The sequence below is a fragment of the Flavobacterium collinsii genome, assembly GCF_902804485.1.
GTDB classification, from domain to species: Bacteria; Bacteroidota; Bacteroidia; order Flavobacteriales; family Flavobacteriaceae; genus Flavobacterium; species Flavobacterium collinsii.
This window is the reverse complement of the sequence record NZ_CADCST010000077.1, coordinates 1-24,600: the sequence shown is the minus strand read 5'-3', so window position 1 is coordinate 24,600 and position 24,600 is coordinate 1. Positions and strand designations below refer to the sequence as shown.

At 36.8% G+C, this 24,600-nt stretch carries 20 protein-coding genes; 2 read left to right on the top strand and 18 right to left on the bottom strand.

Translation table 11 applies throughout. The features are described 5' to 3' along the window. Window positions 1–1,018: 1,018 nt before the first annotated feature. The 17 genes from FLA105534_RS08885 to FLA105534_RS08805 form a co-directional block, all read right to left on the bottom strand. Complete coding sequence (locus tag FLA105534_RS08885) at window positions 1,019–3,529, bottom strand: multicopper oxidase domain-containing protein (RefSeq protein WP_246253201.1); 2,511 nt, start codon at window positions 3,527–3,529, stop codon at window positions 1,019–1,021. A 27-nt stretch (window positions 3,530–3,556) separates the two neighbouring features. Further along, window positions 3,557–4,045, bottom strand: a complete 489-nt coding sequence (locus tag FLA105534_RS08880; protein ID WP_246253200.1) for a DUF305 domain-containing protein — start codon at window positions 4,043–4,045, stop codon at window positions 3,557–3,559. A gap of 150 nt (window positions 4,046–4,195) precedes the next feature. Continuing rightward, the gene (locus tag FLA105534_RS08875; protein ID WP_173965730.1) at window positions 4,196–5,068 is read right to left on the bottom strand and encodes a DUF2911 domain-containing protein; all 873 of its coding nucleotides are present in this window, start codon (window positions 5,066–5,068) and stop codon (window positions 4,196–4,198) included. A 12-nt stretch (window positions 5,069–5,080) separates the two neighbouring features. Further along, on the bottom strand, window positions 5,081–6,325 hold the full coding sequence (locus FLA105534_RS08870) for a hypothetical protein (RefSeq protein ID WP_173965728.1): 1,245 nt from the start codon (window positions 6,323–6,325) through the stop codon (window positions 5,081–5,083). Window positions 6,326–6,351: 26 nt separating this feature from the next. Next, a complete protein-coding gene (locus FLA105534_RS08865) occupies window positions 6,352–8,877 on the bottom strand; it encodes a heavy metal translocating P-type ATPase (RefSeq protein WP_173965726.1) in 2,526 nt (841 codons plus the stop codon). Between the two features lie 176 nt (window positions 8,878–9,053). Further along, window positions 9,054–9,593 carry a DUF3347 domain-containing protein gene (locus tag FLA105534_RS08860; protein ID WP_173965724.1) on the bottom strand — a complete coding sequence of 180 codons (540 nt, stop codon included), beginning with the start codon at window positions 9,591–9,593 and terminating at the stop codon, window positions 9,054–9,056. A gap of 21 nt (window positions 9,594–9,614) precedes the next feature. Next, a complete protein-coding gene (locus FLA105534_RS08855) occupies window positions 9,615–10,829 on the bottom strand; it encodes an efflux RND transporter periplasmic adaptor subunit (protein ID WP_173965722.1) in 1,215 nt (404 codons plus the stop codon). 3 nt (window positions 10,830–10,832) lie between these two features. Continuing rightward, a complete protein-coding gene (locus FLA105534_RS08850; protein ID WP_173965721.1) occupies window positions 10,833–12,173 on the bottom strand; it encodes an efflux RND transporter periplasmic adaptor subunit in 1,341 nt (446 codons plus the stop codon). Then, window positions 12,151–13,401, bottom strand: coding sequence for a TolC family protein (locus FLA105534_RS08845; RefSeq protein WP_246253199.1), 1,251 nt, complete (start codon window positions 13,399–13,401; stop codon window positions 12,151–12,153). The genes FLA105534_RS08850 and FLA105534_RS08845 overlap by 23 nt, the downstream gene beginning before the upstream one ends. Beyond that, window positions 13,385–15,319 carry an efflux RND transporter permease subunit gene (locus FLA105534_RS23930; protein WP_173965720.1) on the bottom strand — a complete coding sequence of 645 codons (1,935 nt, stop codon included), beginning with the start codon at window positions 15,317–15,319 and terminating at the stop codon, window positions 13,385–13,387. Before FLA105534_RS23930 ends, FLA105534_RS08845 begins: the two co-directional genes overlap by 17 nt. Beyond that, window positions 15,306–16,616, bottom strand: coding sequence for an efflux RND transporter permease subunit (locus FLA105534_RS23925; protein WP_173965718.1), 1,311 nt, complete (start codon window positions 16,614–16,616; stop codon window positions 15,306–15,308). Before FLA105534_RS23925 ends, FLA105534_RS23930 begins: the two co-directional genes overlap by 14 nt. Before the next feature lie 4 nt (window positions 16,617–16,620). Then, complete coding sequence (locus tag FLA105534_RS08830; RefSeq protein ID WP_173965717.1) at window positions 16,621–17,091, bottom strand: heme-binding domain-containing protein; 471 nt, start codon at window positions 17,089–17,091, stop codon at window positions 16,621–16,623. A gap of 1 nt (window position 17,092) precedes the next feature. Beyond that, window positions 17,093–17,605, bottom strand: a complete 513-nt coding sequence (locus FLA105534_RS08825; protein WP_173965715.1) for a DUF3347 domain-containing protein — start codon at window positions 17,603–17,605, stop codon at window positions 17,093–17,095. A gap of 245 nt (window positions 17,606–17,850) precedes the next feature. Continuing rightward, window positions 17,851–18,543, bottom strand: coding sequence for a DUF3347 domain-containing protein (locus FLA105534_RS08820; RefSeq protein WP_173965713.1), 693 nt, complete (start codon window positions 18,541–18,543; stop codon window positions 17,851–17,853). 135 nt (window positions 18,544–18,678) lie between these two features. Beyond that, window positions 18,679–19,641: a YncE family protein gene (locus tag FLA105534_RS08815; protein WP_246253198.1), complete on the bottom strand. Its 963-nt coding sequence runs from the start codon at window positions 19,639–19,641 to the stop codon at window positions 18,679–18,681. 121 nt (window positions 19,642–19,762) lie between these two features. Further along, window positions 19,763–20,617, bottom strand: coding sequence for a DUF3347 domain-containing protein (locus FLA105534_RS08810; protein WP_173965711.1), 855 nt, complete (start codon window positions 20,615–20,617; stop codon window positions 19,763–19,765). 152 nt (window positions 20,618–20,769) lie between these two features. Further along, window positions 20,770–21,141, bottom strand: a complete 372-nt coding sequence (locus FLA105534_RS08805; RefSeq protein ID WP_173965709.1) for a hypothetical protein — start codon at window positions 21,139–21,141, stop codon at window positions 20,770–20,772. A 1,205-nt stretch (window positions 21,142–22,346) separates the two neighbouring features. On the opposite strand from FLA105534_RS08805, the gene FLA105534_RS08800 reads away from it, so the two are divergent. After that, window positions 22,347–22,511 (top strand): hypothetical protein, encoded by a 165-nt coding sequence (locus FLA105534_RS08800; RefSeq protein WP_217427694.1) that lies wholly within the window; start codon window positions 22,347–22,349, stop codon window positions 22,509–22,511. 62 nt (window positions 22,512–22,573) lie between these two features. After that, window positions 22,574–24,172 (top strand): recombinase family protein, encoded by a 1,599-nt coding sequence (locus tag FLA105534_RS08795; protein WP_173965707.1) that lies wholly within the window; start codon window positions 22,574–22,576, stop codon window positions 24,170–24,172. Here the strand turns inward: FLA105534_RS08795 and FLA105534_RS08790 are convergent. After that, entirely contained in the window at window positions 24,156–24,410 is a 255-nt protein-coding gene (locus FLA105534_RS08790) for a GIY-YIG nuclease family protein (protein ID WP_173965706.1), read from the bottom strand. The two genes, FLA105534_RS08795 and FLA105534_RS08790, sit on opposite strands and share 17 nt — an antisense overlap. Window positions 24,411–24,600: the final 190 nt, after the last annotated feature.

The window sequence follows — 24,600 nt, the reverse complement described above, 5'->3', positions numbered from 1 at the left end:
GCCTGACCTTGCTATTGCGTTAAGGACACGGAATTACCTTTGCTGCTGAAATGAGACAAAGGCATACTGGTTATTGAATTTAAAAATGAAGGGGAAGCAATGAATAATGCAATCTGGCAAAAGAATTCAATATGATCAGAACAATTGCTCCTACTTAGGACTTGAAAAAGGAATGTTATTTTTTGCGAGAATTGAAGATATTAACTTGAATACTACATAAAAAAAGCCCATGAAAATCATTGATTTTCATGGGCTTTTTGGATAAGGACAGTTAGTTATGACATCTGATTTGCAATATATTATAATTAATTTTATCTTTAACAATGCGTTATATCTACCTCATAATCTGCTATTTCACAATACGAAGCATTAACACAACGCTAATAAAGATAGTCGTTGATGCTGGTGGTGATGTGCAGATTCTCAAATCTCACACAGCAACCGAGCTTTACATGAAGATGAAGGATATTTATGCTCCTAGCATATGGAATGTAAGTACTGTAACGGAAATGAGAGAACATTATAAAGCACTATCAGATTTTGATAAAATACTGAAGAAATTTAGCTTAAATAAAAAATAAAATTTTACGCTTTTCTATATTTTTCGCAAGGTCTGCGATCCATTAAATGTTTCATCGTCATCAGTAGAATCATTGTTATAGTTTTCCATCAATTCCTTTTAATGAGATAAAACTGCTCCTCTGAATTTTAAAGAAGTTTTTCCGATGCACTAAACCAAGTATGAATCCATTTCTCTATCATCCTAATATCTAGTTTAAAAAGACCCTATAAGAAAGTCTTGCTATTGATTGACACTTAAGAGCATTTCATGATGACTTGGCTGCAATACAAAAAGAAAGTGGTAATAGATGTAAAAAAAACCAGCCTATAAAGGCTGGTGGATTAAATGTGCTATTTAGAAAAATATATAGAGTGATCAAATATATTGTATCCTTTATGAATTGTTTTCTTCCCTGTTTGGTTTTAACTGCGCTATGCTACTGTTTAAGGTAAAAATTTAGTAATTTAAAATAAAACCAGCACCAAAGCCCATATCGCTATCATAGTGAGAAGATAGAGAACCCCATCTGGTAACTATATAGCGCAACCCTGCCATATATTCCTTGTCTGTATTCAACATTAAATTCATTCGCAGTCTTTTAGAAACCGGGATGTCCTTACGTTCAAACTGTAGTCTGACTTTACCATCTGTGAAAACCTCAGCCTGTGCTACTATTAACATAGGAAGGGTATAGTTGACCCCCAGACTTACTACTGCACGTTTATCTTTAGTGTTTTTTTGTCCAAAGAGATTTTTCTCTTGTTCATCTTCTCCCATTTTTCGATATCTCCAGTCAAATCCTATAAATGGCATTAGCCATTGCATTTTTCCAATATATCGACCAATATGTGTTTCAGTTTCATAACCATGCATGTCATTGTACCCTAATCTCCATTCGGTTCCAATACTCCAGCGTGTACTTTGATACATTGCTTCACCATCATTTCCATTGGTTGCAAAATCATTCTCTGCCATAAAATGAAATTTCCTGTCGTCTGCAAAGAGTTTTCGTTGTGCTAATTTTGGGTCTGGAATTTCAGGATTGGCAGGTTGGTTTTCGTAGGTAAAAACCCTTCCCATTCCGCTCATCATATGGTATAAAATATGGCAGTGAAAAAACCAGTCCCCGTCTACGTTGGCATTAAATTCCAGCGTATCTGTTTCCATCGGCATTATATCAATCACATTTTTTAATGGTGCATACTCTCCTTGTCCATTAAGGACTCTGAAGTCGTGACCATGCAAGTGCATTGGATGGCGCATCATTGAATTATTATGTAAAACGATGCGTACATTTTCGCCTTTTTTAATTAATATTTTATCGGCTTCAGAAACCACCTTATTGTCCAAACTCCAGACATATCGATTCATGTTACCGGTAAGTTCAAATTTTAGTTCTTTAATAGGAGCATTTTCAGGAAGTGTTGTTTTGGTAGGCGATTTAAGCATTGCATAATTTAGAGTTGTAATATCTGAAAGCGCATTGGCATTGTATTGCTCAGCATCCATTTTCATACCATCCATCTTTGTATTGGTTTTAGGCTTGGTTTCACCCGTGATTTCGGGATACATTACTACATTCATATCCATTTTATTAAGGCTCATGCTCATGCCCATATCATCCAGATCTCCATTCATTTTCATCATACCGTTCATCATCTTCATCCCTTCGAAATATTTAAGCTTTGGCAAGGGTGCCGCTAATTGCTTAACCCCGCTGCCAATGTAGAGAGAGGTAGATTTTGTTCGGTCTTCCGGTGTTGCCAAAAACTCATAAGCTGTTTTGTCAGCTGGAATGGTTACAATTATGTCATAGGTTTCAGAAACTGCAATAATTAATCGATCGACCTCAACTGGTTCTACGTCATTTCCATCATTGGCCACAACCGTAATTTTCCCACCGGCATAAGTAAGCCAAAAGTAGGTTGATGCACCACCATTGGCAATCCGTAGTCGGACTTTATCACCCGCTTTAAATTGAGAAAGCTGATTTTCATTTTTTCCGTTGATTAAAAATTTGTCGTAATAAACATCACTGACATCCATCGCATTCATTCGCTTCCATTCATTTTTTATTTTGTCCTTAAAATACCCTTGCTTTATAGCTTCAGCATAACTTTGTGTGGTCCCCTTTTTAATAGCAAACCAGTCCGATGCATTGTGCAGCAGTCGGTGTACATTTTCAGGTTTCATATCTGTCCATTCACTCAATACTATGGGAACAGAAGGCAGATCATCGATTCCTTTACGGAAAGTTGGATCATCTGTTCTTTTATTCATTATAAAAGAGCCGTACATGCCTATCTGTTCTTGTAGTTCCGTATGGCTGTGGTACCAATGTGTGCCATGCTGAATAATGGGAAAAGTATATAGATGCGTGGTATGGGGTTTAATTGGCATTTGGGTTAGGTTTGGCACACCATCATATTGATTAGGTAAGAATAAGCCATGCCAATGCAGGGAAGTATCTTCATCCAGCTCATTGTGAACATAGATTTCGGCGATATCTCCTTCTGTAAAGGTCAGGGTAGGCATGGGTATTTGTCCATTCACTGCTATAGCCCTTTTTGTTTTTCCTGTAAAATTTACAATTGTATCTCTTATATACAGGTCATATCGAACAACACGTGGCTGTGCGTTATTTTCTCCAGGTGTTTTTTGAGCAATCGTACTATTATTGTTCTCCTGTATTGCTGTATTTCCTTGGTCAGTTTGTTTCTTGGGAATGTCTTTATGCTGCGATATTTTTGTTTGCTTTTTTATTTTTTCCGGCACTAGTTTCATACCGCACTTTGGGCAATTTCCCGGTTTGGGTTCATGAATATCGGGATGCATTGGACAGGTATAGGTAGTGGGATTTGACTCTTCTTTCGCTGGCTTTTTATCCATTTCCATTGTTTTCATATCCTGGGCATGAATCAGGACAGGAAGCATGATAGATACGAGTATTATCAGTATATTTTTCATATTGCTTTTTTAAAGAATATTATTCTGTTATTTTTTTTTCATTTCATCCAATTTGGCCTTCATTTGTGCAATTTCCGCTTCTTGCGCTTTTATGATATCTTGGGCAAGTTGGCTTATTTCTGGATCTTGAAGAGAAGCCTCTTGAGCCATGAGGATTGCTGCTGCATGGTGTGGTATCATTGATTTTAAGAATTGTTTATCGTCAACAGTTGCTTGCTGTCTGATACAGGAAAAAAAAATGATTGCGGCAAGACACCCTGTGATAAGTAACACTATGTTCCATTTTTTATTCATATACATACTGCCCATTACAATAATCTCAATTATGAGCATTGGCATAGTCATTAGTCCTGCCATGTAAAATTGGTTTACATTGGGAATGACATTAGCAAAAATATCGACCATCGAATACATTAGTATGTACATAGAAATAAATGACAATACGATCATAATGGCTAATTTTTTGTACATTTTGGACTCTACCTCTTTAGAATGCTGCTGTGTTGTGTGTTCCATTTTCATATTTTTAGCTTTAAAAGTTATTTAGATTTATCTATTTCCCTGAACAAAACAAGTCTAATGTTACTATAACACTATATCGGCTTAAATGCCAAGGATTTTTTTATGCTCCTGTAGTTTTCAATGTGATATTGTAATACTTATTATTTATTTACTTTTAAGTAATAATTGTAACTCTTCAATCTGATTTTTTAATTTTTCAGTACCCTTCATTTTTTTCTGTTCTGCAATTGTTAAGGCTTTTTTTGCTGCTTCAATAGCATTGGGATAATCCTTCAGTTCTAAAGATACTTTCTGTCTTAAAGTGGGATAATAAAAATTTTCGGGATCCAATTTTTCAGCCTCAGTTAACCAGGATACTGTTTGGTTATTTGCTCTTCCCGTGGTTGAATAATAATTTGCTGCCTGAAACAATAAAGTAGCATTTTGACTTTTCTCTTTAATAATATATTTGTCAATTAGGGCTAAAATTTCTTTGTCAGCTTTGCTTTTCATTGGTATTTTAACCATAGTATTTTCCCATTCTATTTTAAGGAAACCTTCCCCTTTACTATTGATGTCATTTAATTCGATGGTAAAAGTTTCGTAGAAATTAGTTGTTTTTTCTGTGGGGACGGTAAAACGCATAACGTCTTTTTTCTCATCATAACCAGTTTCGCCATGTAAAGTAATATCACTATTTATAATGATAGTCCACTCATTTTCTGATGGAATTGAAAATATAGAGTAGGTTCCTGTTTTTAAAATATTATTTCCTACGGTGATATCCTCATTAGTACTGATGGTCGTACAGTCACTTGCACCTGTCCGCCAGAGTTTGCCAAATGGCACCAGTTCCCCAAATATTTTTCGTCCTCTTACTAAGGGTCTGCTATAGGCCATTTTTATTGTTGAGCTTCCAATTTCTTGTTGAAATGATGCTGAAGGGCTTGCAGAAGTAAGCTTAATTTGAACTTTTTCCTGTGCATAAATTGATAACGATTGTATAATAATGAAGCTTAATAGAAATATTTTTTTCATAGTTTTTTAATTTTAAATTGATTTTGATATTTTTTCCATTACCGAATGGTCGGTTCCAAATTTACAGATAGCATCACAATTAGCTCTTAATTCAGAAAATAGGATATATTTTATATTCATTTTCGAGTTTTTTATAACGGGCCTATTTAGCTGAAGCACTACATCCTTTTCTCTGTTATTGGGAATAATAATATAAAAAACTTCCTGTCCGCTTGAAATACTAAAGTACAGGTCAGACAAGCGCAGTATGCCGGAGTAGATACTAGTGCTCTTTTCTACTTCAAAGGCACCTATAATTTTGTTTGTGCCTTTTTCGAACCAGAGCACATCAATAAGCTTGATGGTGTTTTTAGTGTCCTTGTCGGTAGGCAACTCAGGGAATTTTACCAGTGAAATAAATGAGAAATTTTGTCCATTAAATGATTTGTTTTTATCATTGCTTGCCGGGATAACATCGAAACCGAGAGAAATACCTATTTTTAGCAGATGGTATTGCATCTCATTATGCAGATTTTCCTCCAGTTTTTCTTCGAGTATTTCTTTTTGACGCTTGTGTACGTTTTTTTCGAATCTTGAACGTTCTGCCTCGCTTAAGTATTCATCGTTACCGATTAGCATTTTCTGAGTTCCAATTTCAAAACACAATCCTGCAATGGCACCCAAATCATTTGACAGCTGAGATTTATGCAAAGTGTTAGTTTCCATCAAAGTTTCTCTTATTTTAAGATATTCTGTCCAGCTTCCCAATTTTTTTTTGTCTTTAAAAAGAAAATTAAAACCATTGAGAATAGCAGTGTTGAATGGAGGGAACCAGGTTGGGTGTATGAAATATAAAATACTGGCAACCGCAGGTCCTAATCCTTTAATTTTTAATTCATCGAGTTTTATGATTTCTTTTACAACCTGTTCTTCAGACTTGGCATTGATACAATTTTCAAGGAATTGACCGAAAGCCAATTTATTGTTTTGATTTTCATAGATATCAGGAATGCGCAATTTGGGTTTCCAATAAAACGGATGGGAAACCCCTGCAAAGATTTGTTTTTGTTCAGCAATGCAACTCAGAACAAATTCTAAACTGCTTTCTTTAAAATCATTAGGAAAGGTTTTCTTTTTAATATCCTCAATGACTTGTAAAACACCACGTCTTATAGTCCGAAATGCCTTTAACCGTTGGTTGTTATCTATAAACCAGGTATTGTAGACACTTTCGTTATCGTTTTTATACTGAAGAATAATTTGTCCTAGATTGGTCATTTGTTTTTATAATAAATTATTATTCTTTAGAGTTTTAAGCTTCTCAATCGCAATGCATTGACAATGACAGATACCGAGCTAAAACTCATTGCCAGGGCAGCAATCATAGGAGAAAGTAATATTCCGAAAAACGGATATAAAACTCCCGCAGCAACTGGTACACCTAAGACATTATATATAAAAGCAAAGAATAGGTTTTGCTTGATGTTGCTCATTACAGCGTGGCTCAGATTTTTTGCTTTAACAATTCCTTGCAAATCTCCTTTTACCAAAGTAATCTTGGCACTTTCGATCGCGACATCTGTTCCTGTTCCCATCGCAATGCCAATGTCCGATTGTGCCAAAGCTGGCGCATCGTTTATACCATCTCCTGCCATAGCAACAACTTTTCCTTCAGCTTGTAATTTCTCTATTACTTTTAATTTGTCTTCCGGTAAACAACCTGCTTGGAAAGAGGTTAAATGCAACTCGTCGGCAACAGCTTTGGCAGTATTTACATTATCTCCCGTAAGCATAATTACTTCAACTCCTTGACGCATTAATTCTTTTATAGCAGCAGCACTGGTTTCTTTTATAGCATCGGTTATCGTTACAAACCCCACTACGTTCTTATCTACAGCGATATAAGAAACTGTTTTTCCTAATTTTTGTTCGGCAATAATTTTCTCTTCAATTGTGGCAGAAATAGCTGCGCCTACTTGCTCCATTAATTTTTTATTCCCCAATGCGATCTTTTTATCAATAGCAGTTCCAATAACTCCTTTTCCTGCAATATTTTCAAAATCATCGACTTTCGTTAAAGAGACATTTTTAGCTTTTGCAAATTTCACTACTGCTTGTGCCAAAGGATGTTCGCTATACTGATTTAAAGACGCAATGTATTGCAGCAGTTCATCTTCTGAATATTGTAATGCAATAATTTTTTCTACCGAAGGTTTCCCTTCTGTAATTGTTCCTGTTTTATCAGTAATCAGAACATTTACCTTATCCATTTTTTCTAAAGCCTCAGCATTTTTTATCAGAATTCCCGATTGAGCGCCTTTACCAACTCCTACCATTACAGACATGGGCGTTGCCAATCCTAAAGCACAGGGACAGGCAATAATTAATACCGCAATGGCATTTATAAACCCATAGACCAATGCCGGTTCGGGACCAAATTTTGCCCAAATGAAAAAGGTAAGAATGGAAATTACAACAACAATTGGTACAAAATATTTAGCAATACTATCGGCTAGTTTTTGAATTGGTGCTCTGGAACGGCTTGCATTATTAACCATCTGTATAATTTGCGAAAGCAAGGTTTCCGAACCAACTTTTTCGGCAATCATTATAAATGATTTGTTTCCGTTTATCGTTCCTGAAGACACCATATCGCCTATTTTTTTATCTACAGGAATTGGTTCACCTGTAATCATCGATTCGTCTATTGTACTTTCACCATCGGTTATTTTCCCATCCACAGGAATTTTATCTCCGGGTTTTACCCGTAATAAATCACCTTTTTTTATATCATGGATTGAGATTACTTTATCACCGCCATCAATTACCAAAGTAGCTTCGGTAGGAGCCAATTTTAATAATTCTTTTATAGCGCCACTGGTTTGACTGTGCGCTCTGGCTTCAAGCAATTGTCCTAACAAAACTAAAGTTAGAATAACTGTTGTGGCCTCGAAGTATAATAGTACTGTTCCGTGCTGGGTCTTAAATTCACTTGGAAAAATGTCTGGAAAAAACATTCCAACTAAACTAAATAAAAATGCCACTCCTGTACCAATTCCGATAAGGGTAAACATATTTAAATTCCATGTGATTATTGATTTCCACGCTCGTAAAAAAAACACCCAGCAGGCATAAAAGACAACAGGAAGTGATAAAATAAGCTGTACCCAATTCCATTTAGCCGCATCCATTAGTTGAAGTAGAGGATTGTTGTGTGCCATTTCTATCATGGCAATGGCGAAAATAGGAACTGTAAATACAACCGCTATTTTCATTTTCTTAACCAAACCCTTATAAATCCTTTGTTCTTCGCTTTCGCTTGGTTCCATTGGTACTAGATCCATCCCGCAAATAGGACATGATCCTGGCGCATTGGTTATAATTTCCGGATGCATAGAGCATGTGTATTGCTGAACCTGAACAGCGGCTGGTTCTTGTACCAAATGCATTCCGCATACAGGGCAATCTCCCGGTTTATCATACATTTTATCGCCTTCACAATGCATCGGGCAATAGTATTTTCCACCCGCATCATTATGAGGCACAGCTAATTTTTTATGATCATGATCGTTAGCAGTACTACAGCATAATTTCTCTGCTGTTTTTTCTTGCGAATGAGTCGTGTGGGTCATTTCAATGGTGTACTTTCCAACCGCAGTCAATGCTTCCTGCAGTTGCTCGGTCGCAATATGTTTTTCCATTATAATGGTTGCCAATGGGGGATCTAGAGTGACATTTGCCTTTACTCCCTCAACAGCATTTAATGTTTTTTCTACTTTCGTGCGACATCCATCGCAAGTCATTCCCGATATTGTATAGGTGTGTGTCATAAGGTTATTTTTTTACAGCTTAGCAGTGTTATTTACTTAATATATAGAAAGTTAGTGTTTTTTTTAGTAAACCTGTAATTTTAATCTACTTAAAATGACTTGTTGTTCATCAGCTGTTACAGCATATTGTTAAACACTGAAAAATAATTATAAATAGTTATGTATTTAGATTCTAATTATTTAATTATTTCTTTCACCTCACCACACTTGAGCATTTTTTCTCCAAAGTAAGGATTACGCACTTCTTTGGTAGAACTAATCCATACGGCTCCTTTATTGTCGAAAGCCATTGGACAATATTCCACGTATAGTTCAGCCTCGGCCATTCCTGCTTTTTTTAGCAAGGCAACCATTTCATTACTTAGTTTAGAATAAGCAGCCCTCTGCTTTTCAATATCAGGAGCTGAAACGATTGATGCAGCGCTTGCTGCAAGATTACTGTTGTTGCTAATTTCCCGTGCTCCCGCTTCAATCGCATTGGCTGCCAGTTTTGCTTCCCCGAGATTATCTTGGGTAAGGGCTACTGTTAAATGGGCATACTGGCTGTATACCGCATTTAAGACATCATCATTTATCCTGATTTCGGCTTCCTTTGAAATTGGAACAGAAGTTTCACTATTCTTAGGATTCTCTTGCTTTTTGTTTTCATTATTACCGCAGGCAATAAGTAAGAAGATTGATAATATTGGGATTCCTATTTTGATTATTTTTTTCATCGTCTGTTGTGAGATTGGTTATTACATTTTCATTCCTGACATTGGGTTTTTGCCTTTCTTTAATATAAATTCACTGTACAGGAGATAGGCGCCAGATGCAACAACGACATCACCTTTTTTTAAGCCGCTAGTAATTTCGACTTCATCGAAGGTTTCCGAACCAATCGCCACCATTCTAGGCTGATATTTGCCTTTTCCAATTTCAATCCAAACATGTGTGCCGCTTCCGTCTCTTATAACAGCATCCACAGGTATGGTCAATTTCATTTTCTGTTCTGAGGAAGGCAGTAAAACAATTGCCTGCTGACCTGCCTGCCATTGATTGTTTGGATTGGCAATAGTACCGCGCAGCTGTATTATCTGCTTGCTTGTTTGCAGGGCAGGATTTATAAAATCTACGGTCATTGTTTGGGGCTGATCTTCATAACCCGAGACTATAACTTTAACCTTTTGGCCGGTTTTAATTTTACCTGCATCGGCTGGATAAACATCAGCTTCGACCCATAAACGATTGTAATCTTCTAATTTCATAATAGAGGCTCCTTCTGCTACATATTGGCCTTCTGTAATGGAAAGTTCTGCGACTATTCCTGAGTTTGGAGAATAATAATCAACATAAGGGGATGCTTTTTGTTTTTTGAATAATTCATTAAGCTGGGCTTCGGACTGACCGTACAATAATAGTTTTTGTTTTGCAGCATTTTTTATTTGGGCAAAGCGTTTATCCTCGGCAAAGCTTGTGGCCTGTGCTGTGGCGATGAGGAACTCCTGTCGCAGGGCTGATAGCTGCTCTGAATATATTCTGTATAAAGGCTGGCCTTTTCGAACGGGAACACCAGTTTCTTTTACATACAACTCTTCAATCCTTCCTGCCACTCGGCTTGAGATGTAAATAGTTTGCTCAGGGTCAGTAACCAAACGTCCATTGAGACGGGAAGAATTTAAAAATTCATTTTCTCCGGCAGTTATTGTAGTCAAATTGGCTAGAGCTTGCTGGCTTGGCCCCAAGGTTAGAAAGTCCTGTGAGTTGTTTTTTTCGAAGGGCACTAAATCCATTCCACAGATTGGGCATGAGCCAGGACCATCTTTTACAATTTGCGGATGCATGGGACAGGTATAGGTTTGAACTTTTTCCTGACTGACTTTTTTTTCTTCTTTTTGGGCACATGCTGTAAATAGAAGTGGAAAAACCATTGCAATGAGCAAAATAATACGAATTATTGATTTACTGTTCATGACTTAATTTTTTAATTTATTTTCTGAAGCTATCTTGATAAAACTCTCACTGTCTATCATATAGGCCGCATTGCCAGCAATACCCCAATCACTGATGTCTTGATCTATTAGGACCATTCCATCAGCATTGTTTTTCGTTTTAACTTCTCTGGGAACAAACACGTCTTTTTCTTTTTTGAAAACGATGGATTTATTTCCTAGATTGAGAACGGCACTTTGCGGGAGCCACCAGCCTTTGCTGACAATAGGAATGGTTGCAGTTACTAATTTTCCAGTTTGAAATTTATTATCCTGCAAATAAATCCTTGCTATAGTAAAGTTGCTTCCCTCTTTAAAGACGGGCTGAATAAGTCCAATAATACCAGTACATACGGTTTGCTTATCTGATGGTTCATAAAACACTAATTTTTGTCCTTTTTTAATCTGGGGTGATACCGATGGATCAAAAGCAAACTCAGCGATAAGGTTTTTGTTGGTATAGATTGTAAAGAGTGATTGTCCAGCACCGATATATTGCCCTTCTCTTAACATAATAGCAGAGGCAGCAGGGGTAGATGCGCTATTATTTGATGCTGCATTGCCACTTGAGCCCATAGCGCCCATGCCATCATCTGACACCGAGCTTTGAGGTGAAGCCGAAGGAGCTGCTGCAGAAGCGTTTGCTGTCGCAGTATTGTCTAAGATGTACCCGGTGGCATTACTGTAAACAGGAATGCGATAGGAAATTTTACCTGTCTTTAATACCTGTTGTATTTGTTTCTGCTGCATACCTAGCAGAGACAGTCTCTCTTTTGCTTTTTGAAGCATCGGATTGTTTGCATCAGATTGATAAATAAACAACAATTCTCTTTGCGCGGCAGCGAGGTCAGGTGAATAGATTTCCATGATTAGCTGTCCTTTTTTTACGGGCTGGTAATTGTACTTAATCAGCAGGCGCTCAATTCTTCCGCTTACCCTGCTGGAAATGCTGGTCTGCTCACGGGTATCGTAGGTAATAATTCCCTGTACCTGCAGAGAGAATATTTTAGTCCCTCCCTGCGGTTTTATGACAGATATATTAGAAACGACCTGTTCGTTGACGGGTTTTAAAAGGTGTTTTAGGCTGCTGTCTATAGCTGTTTCCGTACCAGGGGTATGTCTTGGAACCAATTCCATACCGCAAATTGGGCAGCTGCCGGGCTTATCCTGAATAACTTCAGGATGCATCGGACAGGTATATTCTTGATTTGCACTATGCTGATGGGCTGGCTTATTGTTATGCTCGGTTTTCTTGTTACAGGCTGTCAATAATAATATCGAAACGAATAACAATGCGACTAACTTAGCGATAGAGTTCTTTTTCATAATCGACAATCATTTGATATAGTTTTAATTTTTCATCTAATAAGTTATTCTGCAGCATATTTAAAGCTTCCCAGGAATCAATTACTACAGGAATCTGCAGTTTGTTTTCCTGATAGTTCAAAAAGTTTACATCCAGGGACTTTTGCATAGAAGGGATTATTTTTGTTTCGAGTCCCAAAATCCTTTTTTGCATGGTCAGTATTTCATATTGCATACCATATAACATACCTTGGGTTTCCTGCAGCATGGCAGATTTCTCTTTCTCCATTGCCTGCACATTATACTGCATTGCTTTGGTATCTGATTTATACATTTTTGATGACCAGGGAGCAATAGGAATAGACATCATTGCCATTACCGAATAGGCTTTGGGCATCATTTTATCAAAAGAATTCATATGGTCAAACTGGATTTTAAAAGAGGGATTTTTCTCTGCTTTCATGGCCTCAATACTGAGCTGCATCGATTCAATCCCTGCATCCATCTTCTTAATATCACCACGCACTCCTGCAAGACTTGTGGTGTCGTGCAAAGCAGGGTTAAAGACGGGGATAATACTCGTGTCTATGGCAAAATCAGCATTGCCGGGCTGGTTCATCAAGCTGTTGAGCCATGCTCTTGCTTTTGCGATTTCACCTTCCTGCATGCGGACCATATTTTTATTTTCTTCAATCCTTGCATCGATCTTGTATACATTACCCAATTGCGATTGGTTGTAGGGATAGCGCACTTCCTCAATCTTTTTCATGGTGAGCATTATCTTTTCGTTTTGATCCAAAACTTTCATTCGCTGCTCGGCTACCATCCAACCGTAATATAGTTGTTTGGCCTGTGCTTTATAGTCGTTAAGGGTAACGGCACGGGTAGCATTCTCAATGTTTCCTTGGGACTGGATGAATTTTTTCTTCTTGTTTAGCTTTCCTACATTGGGGATGTCCTGTTCAATTCTGAACATTAAAGATCCTTTGTCGCGATCATCCATAACTTCCTGAAAAGGATAGGGGGTCATAAAGGTTCCCACACCCACCATTGGTGCCATCCATGCTGTTGCGGCATCGGCACTGTATTTATATCCTTCTGCCTTTAAACTATAGCTTTGCAGAAGAACATTTTTTTTATCAATCCTTTGAAGGATTGTATCGAGAGACAAGACCTGTTTGGTCTGGCTCAATAGCTGTAATGGCAGTAAAAGCAATAGTACTGCCAGTATTTTAATGTTTGACATCATGTACTTCGAGTTTGCCATATTTTCTTAGTTCATATTCTTTAGACATTAGGAAAATAAGCGGGGTTACTAATAAGATATGTACGGCAGAGGTAAATACGCCGCCAATCATAGGCAATACAATTGGTTTCATTACATCCATTCCAACACCATTGGACCACAGGACAGGTACCAATCCAAATAATGAGACGCAAACGGTCATTAGTTTTGGGCGCAATCGTTTTGCGGCGCCGTGTACCACATATTCCCTTAGATCCTCTTTAGTAATGGTTTCTCTTGAGTTTCCTTTGGCCTTGATAAGCTGCTCCATAGCATCATTGAGATAAATAACCATTACAATTCCGGTTTCCACGGCAATACCAAACAAGGCAATAAAACCTACAGCTACCGCCACTGATAGATTGACATCCCAGAAAAAAATTATATAGGCACCTCCAATTAAAGCAAAAGGAACTGTTATAAGACTTAAAAAGGCTTCTCTAAGGGAATTAAAGGCAAAATAGAGGGCGAAGAAAATAATAAGCAATACTAGCGGCGCAATGACTTTAAGGGTCTTTTCTCCGCTGATCAGGTTCTCATATTGTCCGCTCCATTCTATAAAGTACCCTTCAGGAAGTATGTTTTTGGCACTTTCTAATTTTTTCATCGCTTCCTGTACGGTTCCTCCCATATCACGATCACGTATATTGAACATGACTGCTCCGCGAAGGAGTGCATTTTCAGAACTGATCATTGGAGGACCGTCTACGAATTTAATATCAGCAACGGCAGATAAAGGCACTTCTCCAAAGGTAGGAGACTGTAAGGGAATGCGTTTAATGCGTTCCACGCTATTTCTATAATCCTGTGCCATACGCACACTTATTGAAAAACGTCTTCGTCCTTCAACAGTATTACCAATGGATGCACCACCTAAAGCAAATTCCACGGTTTGGTTTACATCATCTACTGTTAATCCATATCGGGCCAATTCCTGACGATTAACATCCACATCAAGGTATTTACCTCCGGTAATAGGATCTACAAATAAATCAGACACTCCTGGAGTTCCTTCTAAAGCCATTTTCACCCTTTCAGATACACGAGCAATGGTGTCGAGATTTTGTCCGTAGACTTTAATTCCTACGTCGGTACGAATTCCTGTTGCCAGCATATTGATTCGGTTGATAATGGGCTGTGTCCAACCGTTTACTACACCAGGTATCTGGAGTTTGGTATCGAGTTCCTTAATAATATCTTTTTTATCTATTCCTTCACGCCACTGTGATTTTGGTTTTAGCATGATAATGGTCTCAATCATGCTCATTGGGGAATTATCCGTAGCTGTGTTAGCTCGCCCTGCCTTTCCCAAAACACTTTCTACTTCAGGAACCGATTTGATTATTTTATCCTGTACCTGCAAAATGCGTTTGATTTCTCCATTAGATACATCAGGGAGGGTAACAGGCATGAATAAAATACTCTGCTCATCCAATGGAGGCATAAACTCCGTTCCCAGCCGCATCAATAATGGTATAGAAATCAATAATGCCAGAATATTGACTGCAAGAGTTGTTTTTCTCCATTTCAGAACCCAGCGTATAATTGGCTCATAACCTCTTTCCAAAAATCGATTTACCGGATGTGAATCGGTTGGACGGAATTTCCCTTTCATAAAAAAAGAAATCAGTACCGGAGCTAATGTAAGTACCAATAGGGCGTCCACAATCAGTATGAATGTTTTTGTATAGGCCAAAGGATGGAATAGTTTTCCTTCCTGTCCGGTAAGCATAAACACAGGCAAGAAAGAAGTAATTATAATTACAGTGGCAAAGAATACGCCACGAGAAACCTGCTTGCTGCTTTTCTCAATTATTTTGAGTCTTTCCTCTTCGGATATCCACTGTGGTTTTTTGCGAAATATATTTTTAATTCTTTTCATCAGAGTTTGTTTCATTTTTTTGTTCAGATTCCCATTGTGCATACCGTTGTGAGAGATGCTGGTAGGCATTTTCACTCATAATAATACCGTTGTCAACTATTACTCCAATGGCAAGTGCTATACCGGTAAGGGACATAATATTGGAGGATATGTCAAAGGCATTGAGCAGTATGAAACTTGCTGCAATTGTAATTGGTATCTGGATGATAATACTTAATGCACTACGCCAGTGAAAAAGAAAAATAATAACGATAAGGGACACTACAAGCATTTCTTCAATTAAGGTACGCTTCACCGAATCAATAGATTCTTTAATCAGATGTCCCCGGTCATATACAATATTGAATTTTACCCCTTTTGGAAGCCCTTTAGCAACTTCCTTCATTTTTTCTTTCACATTATCAATTACAGCATCTGCGTTTTCACCATAACGCATCACTACTATACCGCCAACGACTTCGCCAGTGCCATTATGATCAAAGATTCCCAAGCGGGTTTCCCCGCTCATCTGAACAGTTCCTATATCGCTGACTTTTATAGGAATGCCATTTTGGTTTTTCAGTGGAATATCCTCAATCTCTTTGATGGATTTCAGATAACCGGATGTCTTAATGATATAGCCAATATCACTCATGTCGAATTTTCTTCCGCCGCTTTCATTATTATTGTCACGTACAGCACTTATAACCTCTGGGACAGACAGCTTATAATATAGCAGTTTGTTTGGATCAATGGTAACCTGGTATTCTTTTTGAAATCCTCCAAAAGAAGCAATTTCACTCACTCCGGGAACATTTTGCAAAGCAAACTTGACGTACCAGTCCTGTAGCGCTCTTTGTTCGCCAAGGTCAATACCGGGTGCCTCCAAAGTATACCAGAGTATATGCCCAACCCCAGTTCCATCGGGTCCTAATTGCGGGGCAACTCCTTTGGGCAAGGTGCTGCTAATAGTACTGAGCCTCTCCAGTACTCTTGATCTTGCCCAGTATACATCAACATCATCTTCAAAAATGACATAGATAAAACTCATACCAAACATGGAAGCAGCTCTTACATATTTAATTTTGGGCAATCCCTGAAGGTTGGTAACCAAGGGATAGGTGATCTGGTCTTCAACGAGCTGTGGAGCACGTCCCATCCATTCTGTAAATACGATTACCTGATTTTCAGATAAATCGGGAATAGCATCAATAGGATTTTTTTGAATAGAGATGATACCCCATACAAATATTCCTGCCGATAATAGTAAAACGATATAACGGTTTCGCAGCGACCATTCTATTAATTTGTGTACCATAGATTTAATTTATTTGTGCAAGACTATCGCTTACTTTTTCAATCCAATTGAGCAGCTGTTCTTTCTGAAAAGTATTCAGCACTGCATTTTTATGGATCAGCGTATAGGAAGCCAAAGGCATTTCGTTGGCTTTTATCTGCTTGGCAATTCGGTCTAATTTATTTTCCTGTTTTCGTTTGGAATAACTTCCCCATTGGCTAAAATTCAAATTTTCTTTACCCTTAGTAATGTGTCCCTCCATGAAAGTACGTGCCGGCTGTATGTAGGAGTACCATGGATATTGCGTGTTGTTGCTGTGACAATCATAACAGGAAGTCTGAAGAATCGTTTGTACATTTTTGGGAATGGGATAGACTCTCGAAATGTGAATTGGTAAAACCTGCCCGTAATCGGAATTTCGGGCAGGCTGATACAATTGCATTAGTAGAAAAATAATTAACCCAATAAAAAGAATCTTTCTGATGAATCGTTTCATTTTACAATTGTTTTTTCATTGAACCGCAGGTAAGCATTTTGGAACCATAGTAAGGGTTTTTTATCTCTTTTGTTTCACTAATCCAGATAGCTCCTTTTCCACCATCATACATAGGACAAGAATCCTGGTATAGTGTTTTTGCAGCTCCAAAAGTTTTGATCAAATCATTTACGTCTTTACTCAGTAGGGCAAAATGCTCTCTTTGATGCTCGATATTACCACCATTAGCCCCAATATGTTCTGCGTGCTCTTTGGCATCGTCGGATATATCAAGATATACTGCTTTGGATTTTGGATCTATCGATTTTATATTTACGCTTTTGAAAGTCGCATACAATGCTTTTCCAGCTTTAGCAGCTCCGTTGGTGTCATCTTTTGCAAGTGCATTTTTTAATGCTAAATAATTTGCTACAATTTGTTCAGTTGAAAATTTAGTTTCTGTTTTTTTGCTTTGTGCATTACCAGAAACCATTACAAATACCATAACTATGGCTGAAAGAATTACATTTTTCATTTTTATTTAATTTTAATTGTTAAAAAACAGGTTACTATTGATGTTTCTGAAAAGATTTCTATCAACTTACTTACATGAAAAACACATATCATAAGTGAATATTTGGTTAAAGAGTGGATCAAAGGGCAGTCTAAAAAATTAGATGCATTTTTTCCATTTCAATAAATTCGGAACATCAATAGTCACCGTAACATTGAGTGGTCATTATGTAAATAACCCGATATATTTAGAAGTAGTTAACTGCTTTACAGTTCTTTTTTCATAGAACCACAGGTTAACATTTTTTTACCTTGATATGGATTTTTGATTTCCTTGGTTTCGCTTATCCAAATAGCTCCTTTCCCACCATCATACATAGGGCAAAAATCTTGATACAATTTTTGCTCTGATTTGAAAGATTTTATCAAATCATTCATGTCTTTACTTAACATGGCAAAATGCTCTCTTTGGTGTTCGATATTTCCACCGTTAGCTCCAATATGTTCTGCGTGTTCTTTAGCATCATCAGCAATATCAAGATATTCTGTCTTTAATTTCGAATCTATTGAATTGGGATTTACATTATTAAAAATTGCATACAATGCTTGTCCGGCATTTGCAGCTCCTTTTGTATCATCTTTGGTTAATGCATTTTTTAAAGTCAGATAATTGCTCACAATTTCGTTTATAGAAAATGTTGCTTGAGCAGCTTGAGTTGTTTTTACCTCTGCACTTTTTTCAGTAGTTTCCTTTACTGGCTCGGTTAATTCCATTCCGCATTTGGAACATTTGTCTCCTTTTTTTCCTGTAACTTCAGGATGCATGGAACAGGCATACAATTGTGAATCACTCTGAGTGGTCCCGGAAGCAGCTTCAGGAGCTGTAGTTTCCTTGTTTTTTGAATTACAGGCTGTAAGTACAATTGCCATTATAAGGGTCGAGAAAATTATTTTTTTCATTTTTTTTAGTTTTTATCTCTTATAAATGTTGTTTTGTCCAACATTGTTTTATTTGAGTGTTATACGAATTATTCTTTTTTTGATTGTGCAAATTCAATTTCCAGTTGGCATTTTGAATACCTTTTAGGATAGGATTTACATTTTTAGCACCAACCCATTGGGTTTTCGGCCTACATTAATAGTTTTAGAGACAGTGTGATTTGATACGTTAACTACAGAGACTGTATTGGCTGTCTGATTGGTCACATATGCTGTATTGCCATCTGCTGTAAATGTTATCGCATGTGCACCCGTGCCAGTAGTAAATACACCTCCATGCATCCACATCATCATAGTCTGGTCCCAAGTCCAATAATGTACTTTTGCATTAACAGGATCGCTTACCCAAAGTTCCTTCTTATTGCCATTGTGAGACGCTATTCCAGGCATAAATCCTAAATCAATGGTTTGATCTACAGCATCCGTTGCCACATTGATTACCGAGATAGATTGCCCGTCTTCATTATCAACATACATTCTGGCGTCACTTCCTGTCCAAGCACCCACAGGGTTGTTCCCTACAGCAACAGTGGCTGTAACTTGTTTGGTTGTCGTATTTATAACTGACACAGTATTATCATCTCCATTAGCGACATAAGCCTTAGTGCCGTCAGAAGAAAAGGTAAGCTCAGCAGGCATCATGCCCACTGCAATGGTATTTTTCAATGTGTATGTTAATGCATCATAAACCAGAACTTTTCCATTCATGTCCATTTGAGGTACCCAAATTTCTAAACCATTTGGACTGTAGATCGTGTTATGGTTCATCATTGGCAGGTTAATGTTTTTTACTGTTGTTCCATTGACGGCATCAATTACTAGGAGTTTACCTGTCATTCCTTCCATGCCGGCAGTATGACCGGCAGAGAAGTCCATTCCGGGCACGCCAATGGCCAGGTGATTAGAATGTAAAGAAATGTGGTGCGGCCACATGATCATATCAGTTCCGGTCCCCATAAGGTTGACGGTCTCTGTAACTTCATTGGTTGCCAATTTGATTACTGAAATTGTGCCGTCCTGACCATTGACCACATATGCGGCAGGATAGTTTATGTTCAATTTTGGATCGGACATATTCATATCATCTGATTTACTGCAAGAAGACAGCCATAGGGTTCCTAAGATTAATGCTCCAAGGATTGAAGTACCTGTAATTATATTTTTCATTTTTGATTTGGGATTATTTGATTGTTTCTATAGTTGATCCACAGCTTAGCATCTGGGAACCGTAATACGGATTCTTGATACCACTTTCTTTGCTCAGCCAATTCGCATCAACCATTGGGCAATGATTATAATAAACTGGTTGTGGCTGATTGGTAGTTTTTATAAGATCATAAGTGTCTTTAGATAAGCTTTTAAAGGATTCTCTTTGTTTCTTAATATCCTGGGTTTCAGAAATGTTTTGTGCATCTGTAGCTAAACTTTTCATTACATTCATCCATGCAGTATGTTCTTTAGGTTTTAGGTTGTCCATTTTAACAGCATTGATTGCAGTAAGAAGTTCTTTAGATTTGATTGCAGTAGTCTTGGCATCTGTTTTCACTAAAGCATCTTTTAGCTCAAAGTAGTTGTCGAAAATTGTTTTAAATGGACTCTCTTGTTGTGCATCTGGAAGAACTGCGGTTGTATGCTGGGAATGATCCATTTTCTCCATATCCATTTTTGATTCTTTCATTGGGACAGCCATCTTATTTGTTCTTTCATATTGGCAGCATTGTGGAAGTTTTGCATATGCTTCGGCAGGAGATAAGAATTGCTCACTGTCATATCCCGCTAAGGCAATTCGTTTTAGGATCTCCTCCTGATTTGTTTTCTTCTGGTCGTAGGTAATGGCCGCAATTTTGGTGTTCTCATCCCAGTTTACCAAAGCAATATTTTTGATGTTTCCTGCTTTTTCAATAGCAGTTTTGCACATTAGACAATTACCATAAATTTTTGTGTTTACGGTTTTGGCATTTTTTATAGGTGCGCCATACACTATGACTGATAGCAATATTGTAATTGCCATCAATCCTTTTTGAATTGATTTCATTTTAAAATGTATTTAGAAGTGAATGTAGCCTTATGAGAAATAATTGTATATACGAGGTGTATAGACTATTATTCTATATAAGCGAAAAATTAAAATAATGAAAAGCAAATGGCTTCCTTCTTTGGCACACGTATGGCTATCAAAAAAGGTTTTTAGCTTATTTTAGGTATAAGCCAGATAGAATAGAAACCTGTTAAAATTGAGGTTTCTGAATTGTAGAATTTTTGTTTTTGAGAAAAAAGACTCAAAGTATTGTTTTTGAATTCTAGTTCGTTTAAAAAGGAGATACCTCCATTACAAACTGAAGCACACCCGCATGAAGCATGTCCACATTTATGACCGCAGCCATCATGGTTTTCCTTTTTGGAATGACCGCCTTCTTCTGAGCAGCAATCATCGTTATGGGTTTTAGAAGTTTCCTTAGTACAGGAAGCTTTCTTTGAAAGATTTCCACATGCAAAAGTTGCCGTTGGCACTAAGAAGAGGCCAAGGGTAACAATTAATATGACGTAAAATCTTTTCATGAGAAGTAAATATATACAACAAAGGTACTTATATAAATATAAGTTAAAATAAATTAAATGTTAAAGTTGTTAATTTTAGATATCATTTGTCATCTCCAAAAATAATTCCTGCCATAATTAAATGGCAGGATCATCAATGTTATATTTTTACAATGTAATTAAAGATGCTTTGCTCATTATAATGTGAATTCTATATTAGAAATATCAAATGGAATAGCATCGAGTTCTTTTGCCTTATCAAGAACGTGATCAAAAAGGCACATAAATAAATTCAGCTTCCTTGTCTAGGAAAGTCTTTATCTGTCATGGACAGCCTATTCTATCGATTTTTGGTCTTTCCCTGTTAATGCATTTCATCTAAAATCCTTTTTGACATCTTGTTTCAATTAAATTTAAGGTCATATATAAAACATTAATAATCAACAATTGGAAATCAAATATTTAAACACACTGTTTTTTAAGCTGGCGTGATTAATAAACAAATTAAGCAGTAAAAATATGATAATTTCTACTGCTTAATTTTAAATTTTTCTAAACTCATAAAATACAAAGTTTTGCACTCAAATGATTTGAAGGGAGCAGAAGAATCCGAAAATTATTTTATTTACATGGTTTACCACGTAACATCGTCTGACCTATTAGAAACCCATTTAAGCCGGAAAATGAAAGTTTAAAGAATACTCCTATTAGTTATTATGTAATACGACAATAAAATATTTATAAATGGGATTGTATTACATTAGGGTAAAAAGAGACAAGCGAAAATTACTTAAAAAACCCGCCAGATACATTGCTGTATATGACGGGCTGTCCATAAACATAATCTTCCATTTTATGTTTACTTGTAATTTTAAAAATATCATTAGGTCATAATGAAATTCGATTTTACTCTTAAAAGATGTTTGCAATAACAAAATTTGATGAGAATCTAATGTAAGGCATTAATATTAAGGGTTTAAAGATACTTTTTTTGAATCAAAGAAAAAAGATCTACTGACCTGATTCAATTTAGAAGAATGGGCTGATCTTCAATCTTTATGATCTATGCGGAACCAGACTGTAGTTTTGATATGGAGTGATGATCTTTCATCTGCTAGCTTTGACAATCATAGCCAATAGATTCCATCAACTGTCATTTTAGATTACGACCTAAATCGCTGTGATAAATTAGATAGCTAGTGCAATTCTGCACAGCTTAAATGATCATGGCAATGAATGATTTTGAGATAAAAAAAATACCATATAAAGAAGCTTTTGAGAAAATGAAAAAGGCAGGAATGGATGTAACGTATGAAGAAGTAGTTTTAATAATCGACTTCTTACATAGTTTAACATCTCTTGTGCTGAAAAAGCATTTTAAATTGCCCTAAAATATTATCTTTGACAATGCTAATAATCAGTATTGTAATATGTTAACTAAAGTTTTGAAGTTATGAAAAGTGCAGTTATATATATCAGGGTTTCTACAGAAGAGCAAGCCGATAAAGGATATTCCCAGCGCGATCAAGATGAACGCCTGCGCAGGTATTGTGATAATCAGCAGATTCATGTTAGCACGGTTATTTTTGAAGACCATTCTGCTAAAACGTTTAAACGACCAGAATGGCAAAGGCTTCTTGTGGAACTAAAAAAGCGTAAAACAAGACCTGACTATGTACTCTTCACAAAGTGGGATAGATTCAGCAGGAATGCTGGTGATGCCTATCAAATGATAAATATGCTTAATGGACTAGGAGTTGAACCCCAAGCCGTTGAACAGCCTCTTGATCTCTCTGTCCCTGAAAATAAAATGATGCTAGCCATATATCTCGCAGCACCAGAGGTTGAAAATGACAGACGTGCACTCAATACATTTCATGGTATGCGTCGGGCAAAAAAAGAAGGTCGGGTATTAGGGATGGCTCCTTTTGGTTATATCAACCGCAGCAAAGAAGACGGTAAAAAATATATTGGGCAAAAGGAACCTGAAGCTAGTAATATTAGATGGGCATTTAATGAAATTTCAAAAGGTATATTAGCTGCGGATCAAGTCAGACAAGCCATGAACAAGCGTGGAAAAACGATTAGTAAAAGTGCCTTTCACGTGGCAATGCGTAATCCTGTTTATTGTGGTAAAGTTTTTATCCAAAAATATAAGGATGAGGAAGCACATTTGGTGCAAGGCCAGCATGAGCCTATAATTTCAGAAATATTATTTTATAAAGTCCAGGAAGTTATGGATGGAAATAAATCTGAGGTGCGTCCTAATGCTAAAATAATGTCAGATGATAATCTTCCACTACGAGGATTTTTAATTTGTCCTGATTGTGGAAGAAATTTAACAGGAAGTGCTTCGAAAGGTTCAAAAGGAGGTTATTTCTATTATTATCATTGTATTTCAAAATGTGGATTTAGAAAAAGCGCAGTTAAGGCAAATACAATATTCGAGGATGATTTGGCAAATTATGAATTTCCAATTGCTATAAAAGATATTTTGCATGATATTATAATGATCAATTATAAAAATATTACCTCTATTTTCGATGAAAGACGAAAAGCTATAGCAGGTGATATTGAACGATATAATGTAAAACTTGGAAAAGCAAGGGATTTACTTTTTACTGAAAAACTTGATGCAGATGATTACAAAGAAGTAAAAGAAGAATGCAGAAAGAGGATTGAAGAGCTGGAGGGAGAACTTACGGTATATCTGTCAGAAAGAAAAAATCTTAATATTAAACGAAGTCTCGATCAGGTACTAGAAGCTCTTTCTAAGTTATCATCTGCATATAAAGAAGGTGATATAGAAACCAAACGATGTGTAGTGGGTTCGATATTTCCGGATAAATTGATTTTTGATGGGAGTACATATCGAACCCCAAGAGTAAACGTAATCGCGAAGTATATTTTCTTGATTAACAATACTTTGAAGCGTAAAAAAAACCGAACAAATGAGTCTTTTTCTCATTTGTCCGGTCTAGTAGCGGGAACAGGACTCGAACCTTTGTCCGCGGCGGCGGATATGAGCCTGACAGCTATATTTTTTGAATAAGAGCTTTGATAAATTCTCTTCCAATTCCGGTTTTTAGATATTTCTCTCTTTTCATTGCCTCTGATTTAGAATTAAAAAATTCTACGTGAATTACTTTCCATGGTCTGAATTTTAGGGTATAACCTTTTGTTTCAAGAAGATTGTGAGATTTGAATCTTTCAATTAAATTAGAAGTAAAACCGGTATAGGTTTTATTGAACTTTTCTGAATACAAAATGTAAACAACGAATTCTTCCATAATATGAAATGGTTATAAACAAAAAAAACACCAGCTTTTTCAAGTGGTGTTTTACTTAGTAGCGGGAACAGGACTCGAACCTTTGTCCGCCGCGGCGGATATGAGCCTGACAGCTATATTTTTTGAATAAGAGCTTTGATAAATTCTCTTCCAATTCCGGTTTTTAGATATTTCTCTCTTTTCATTGCCT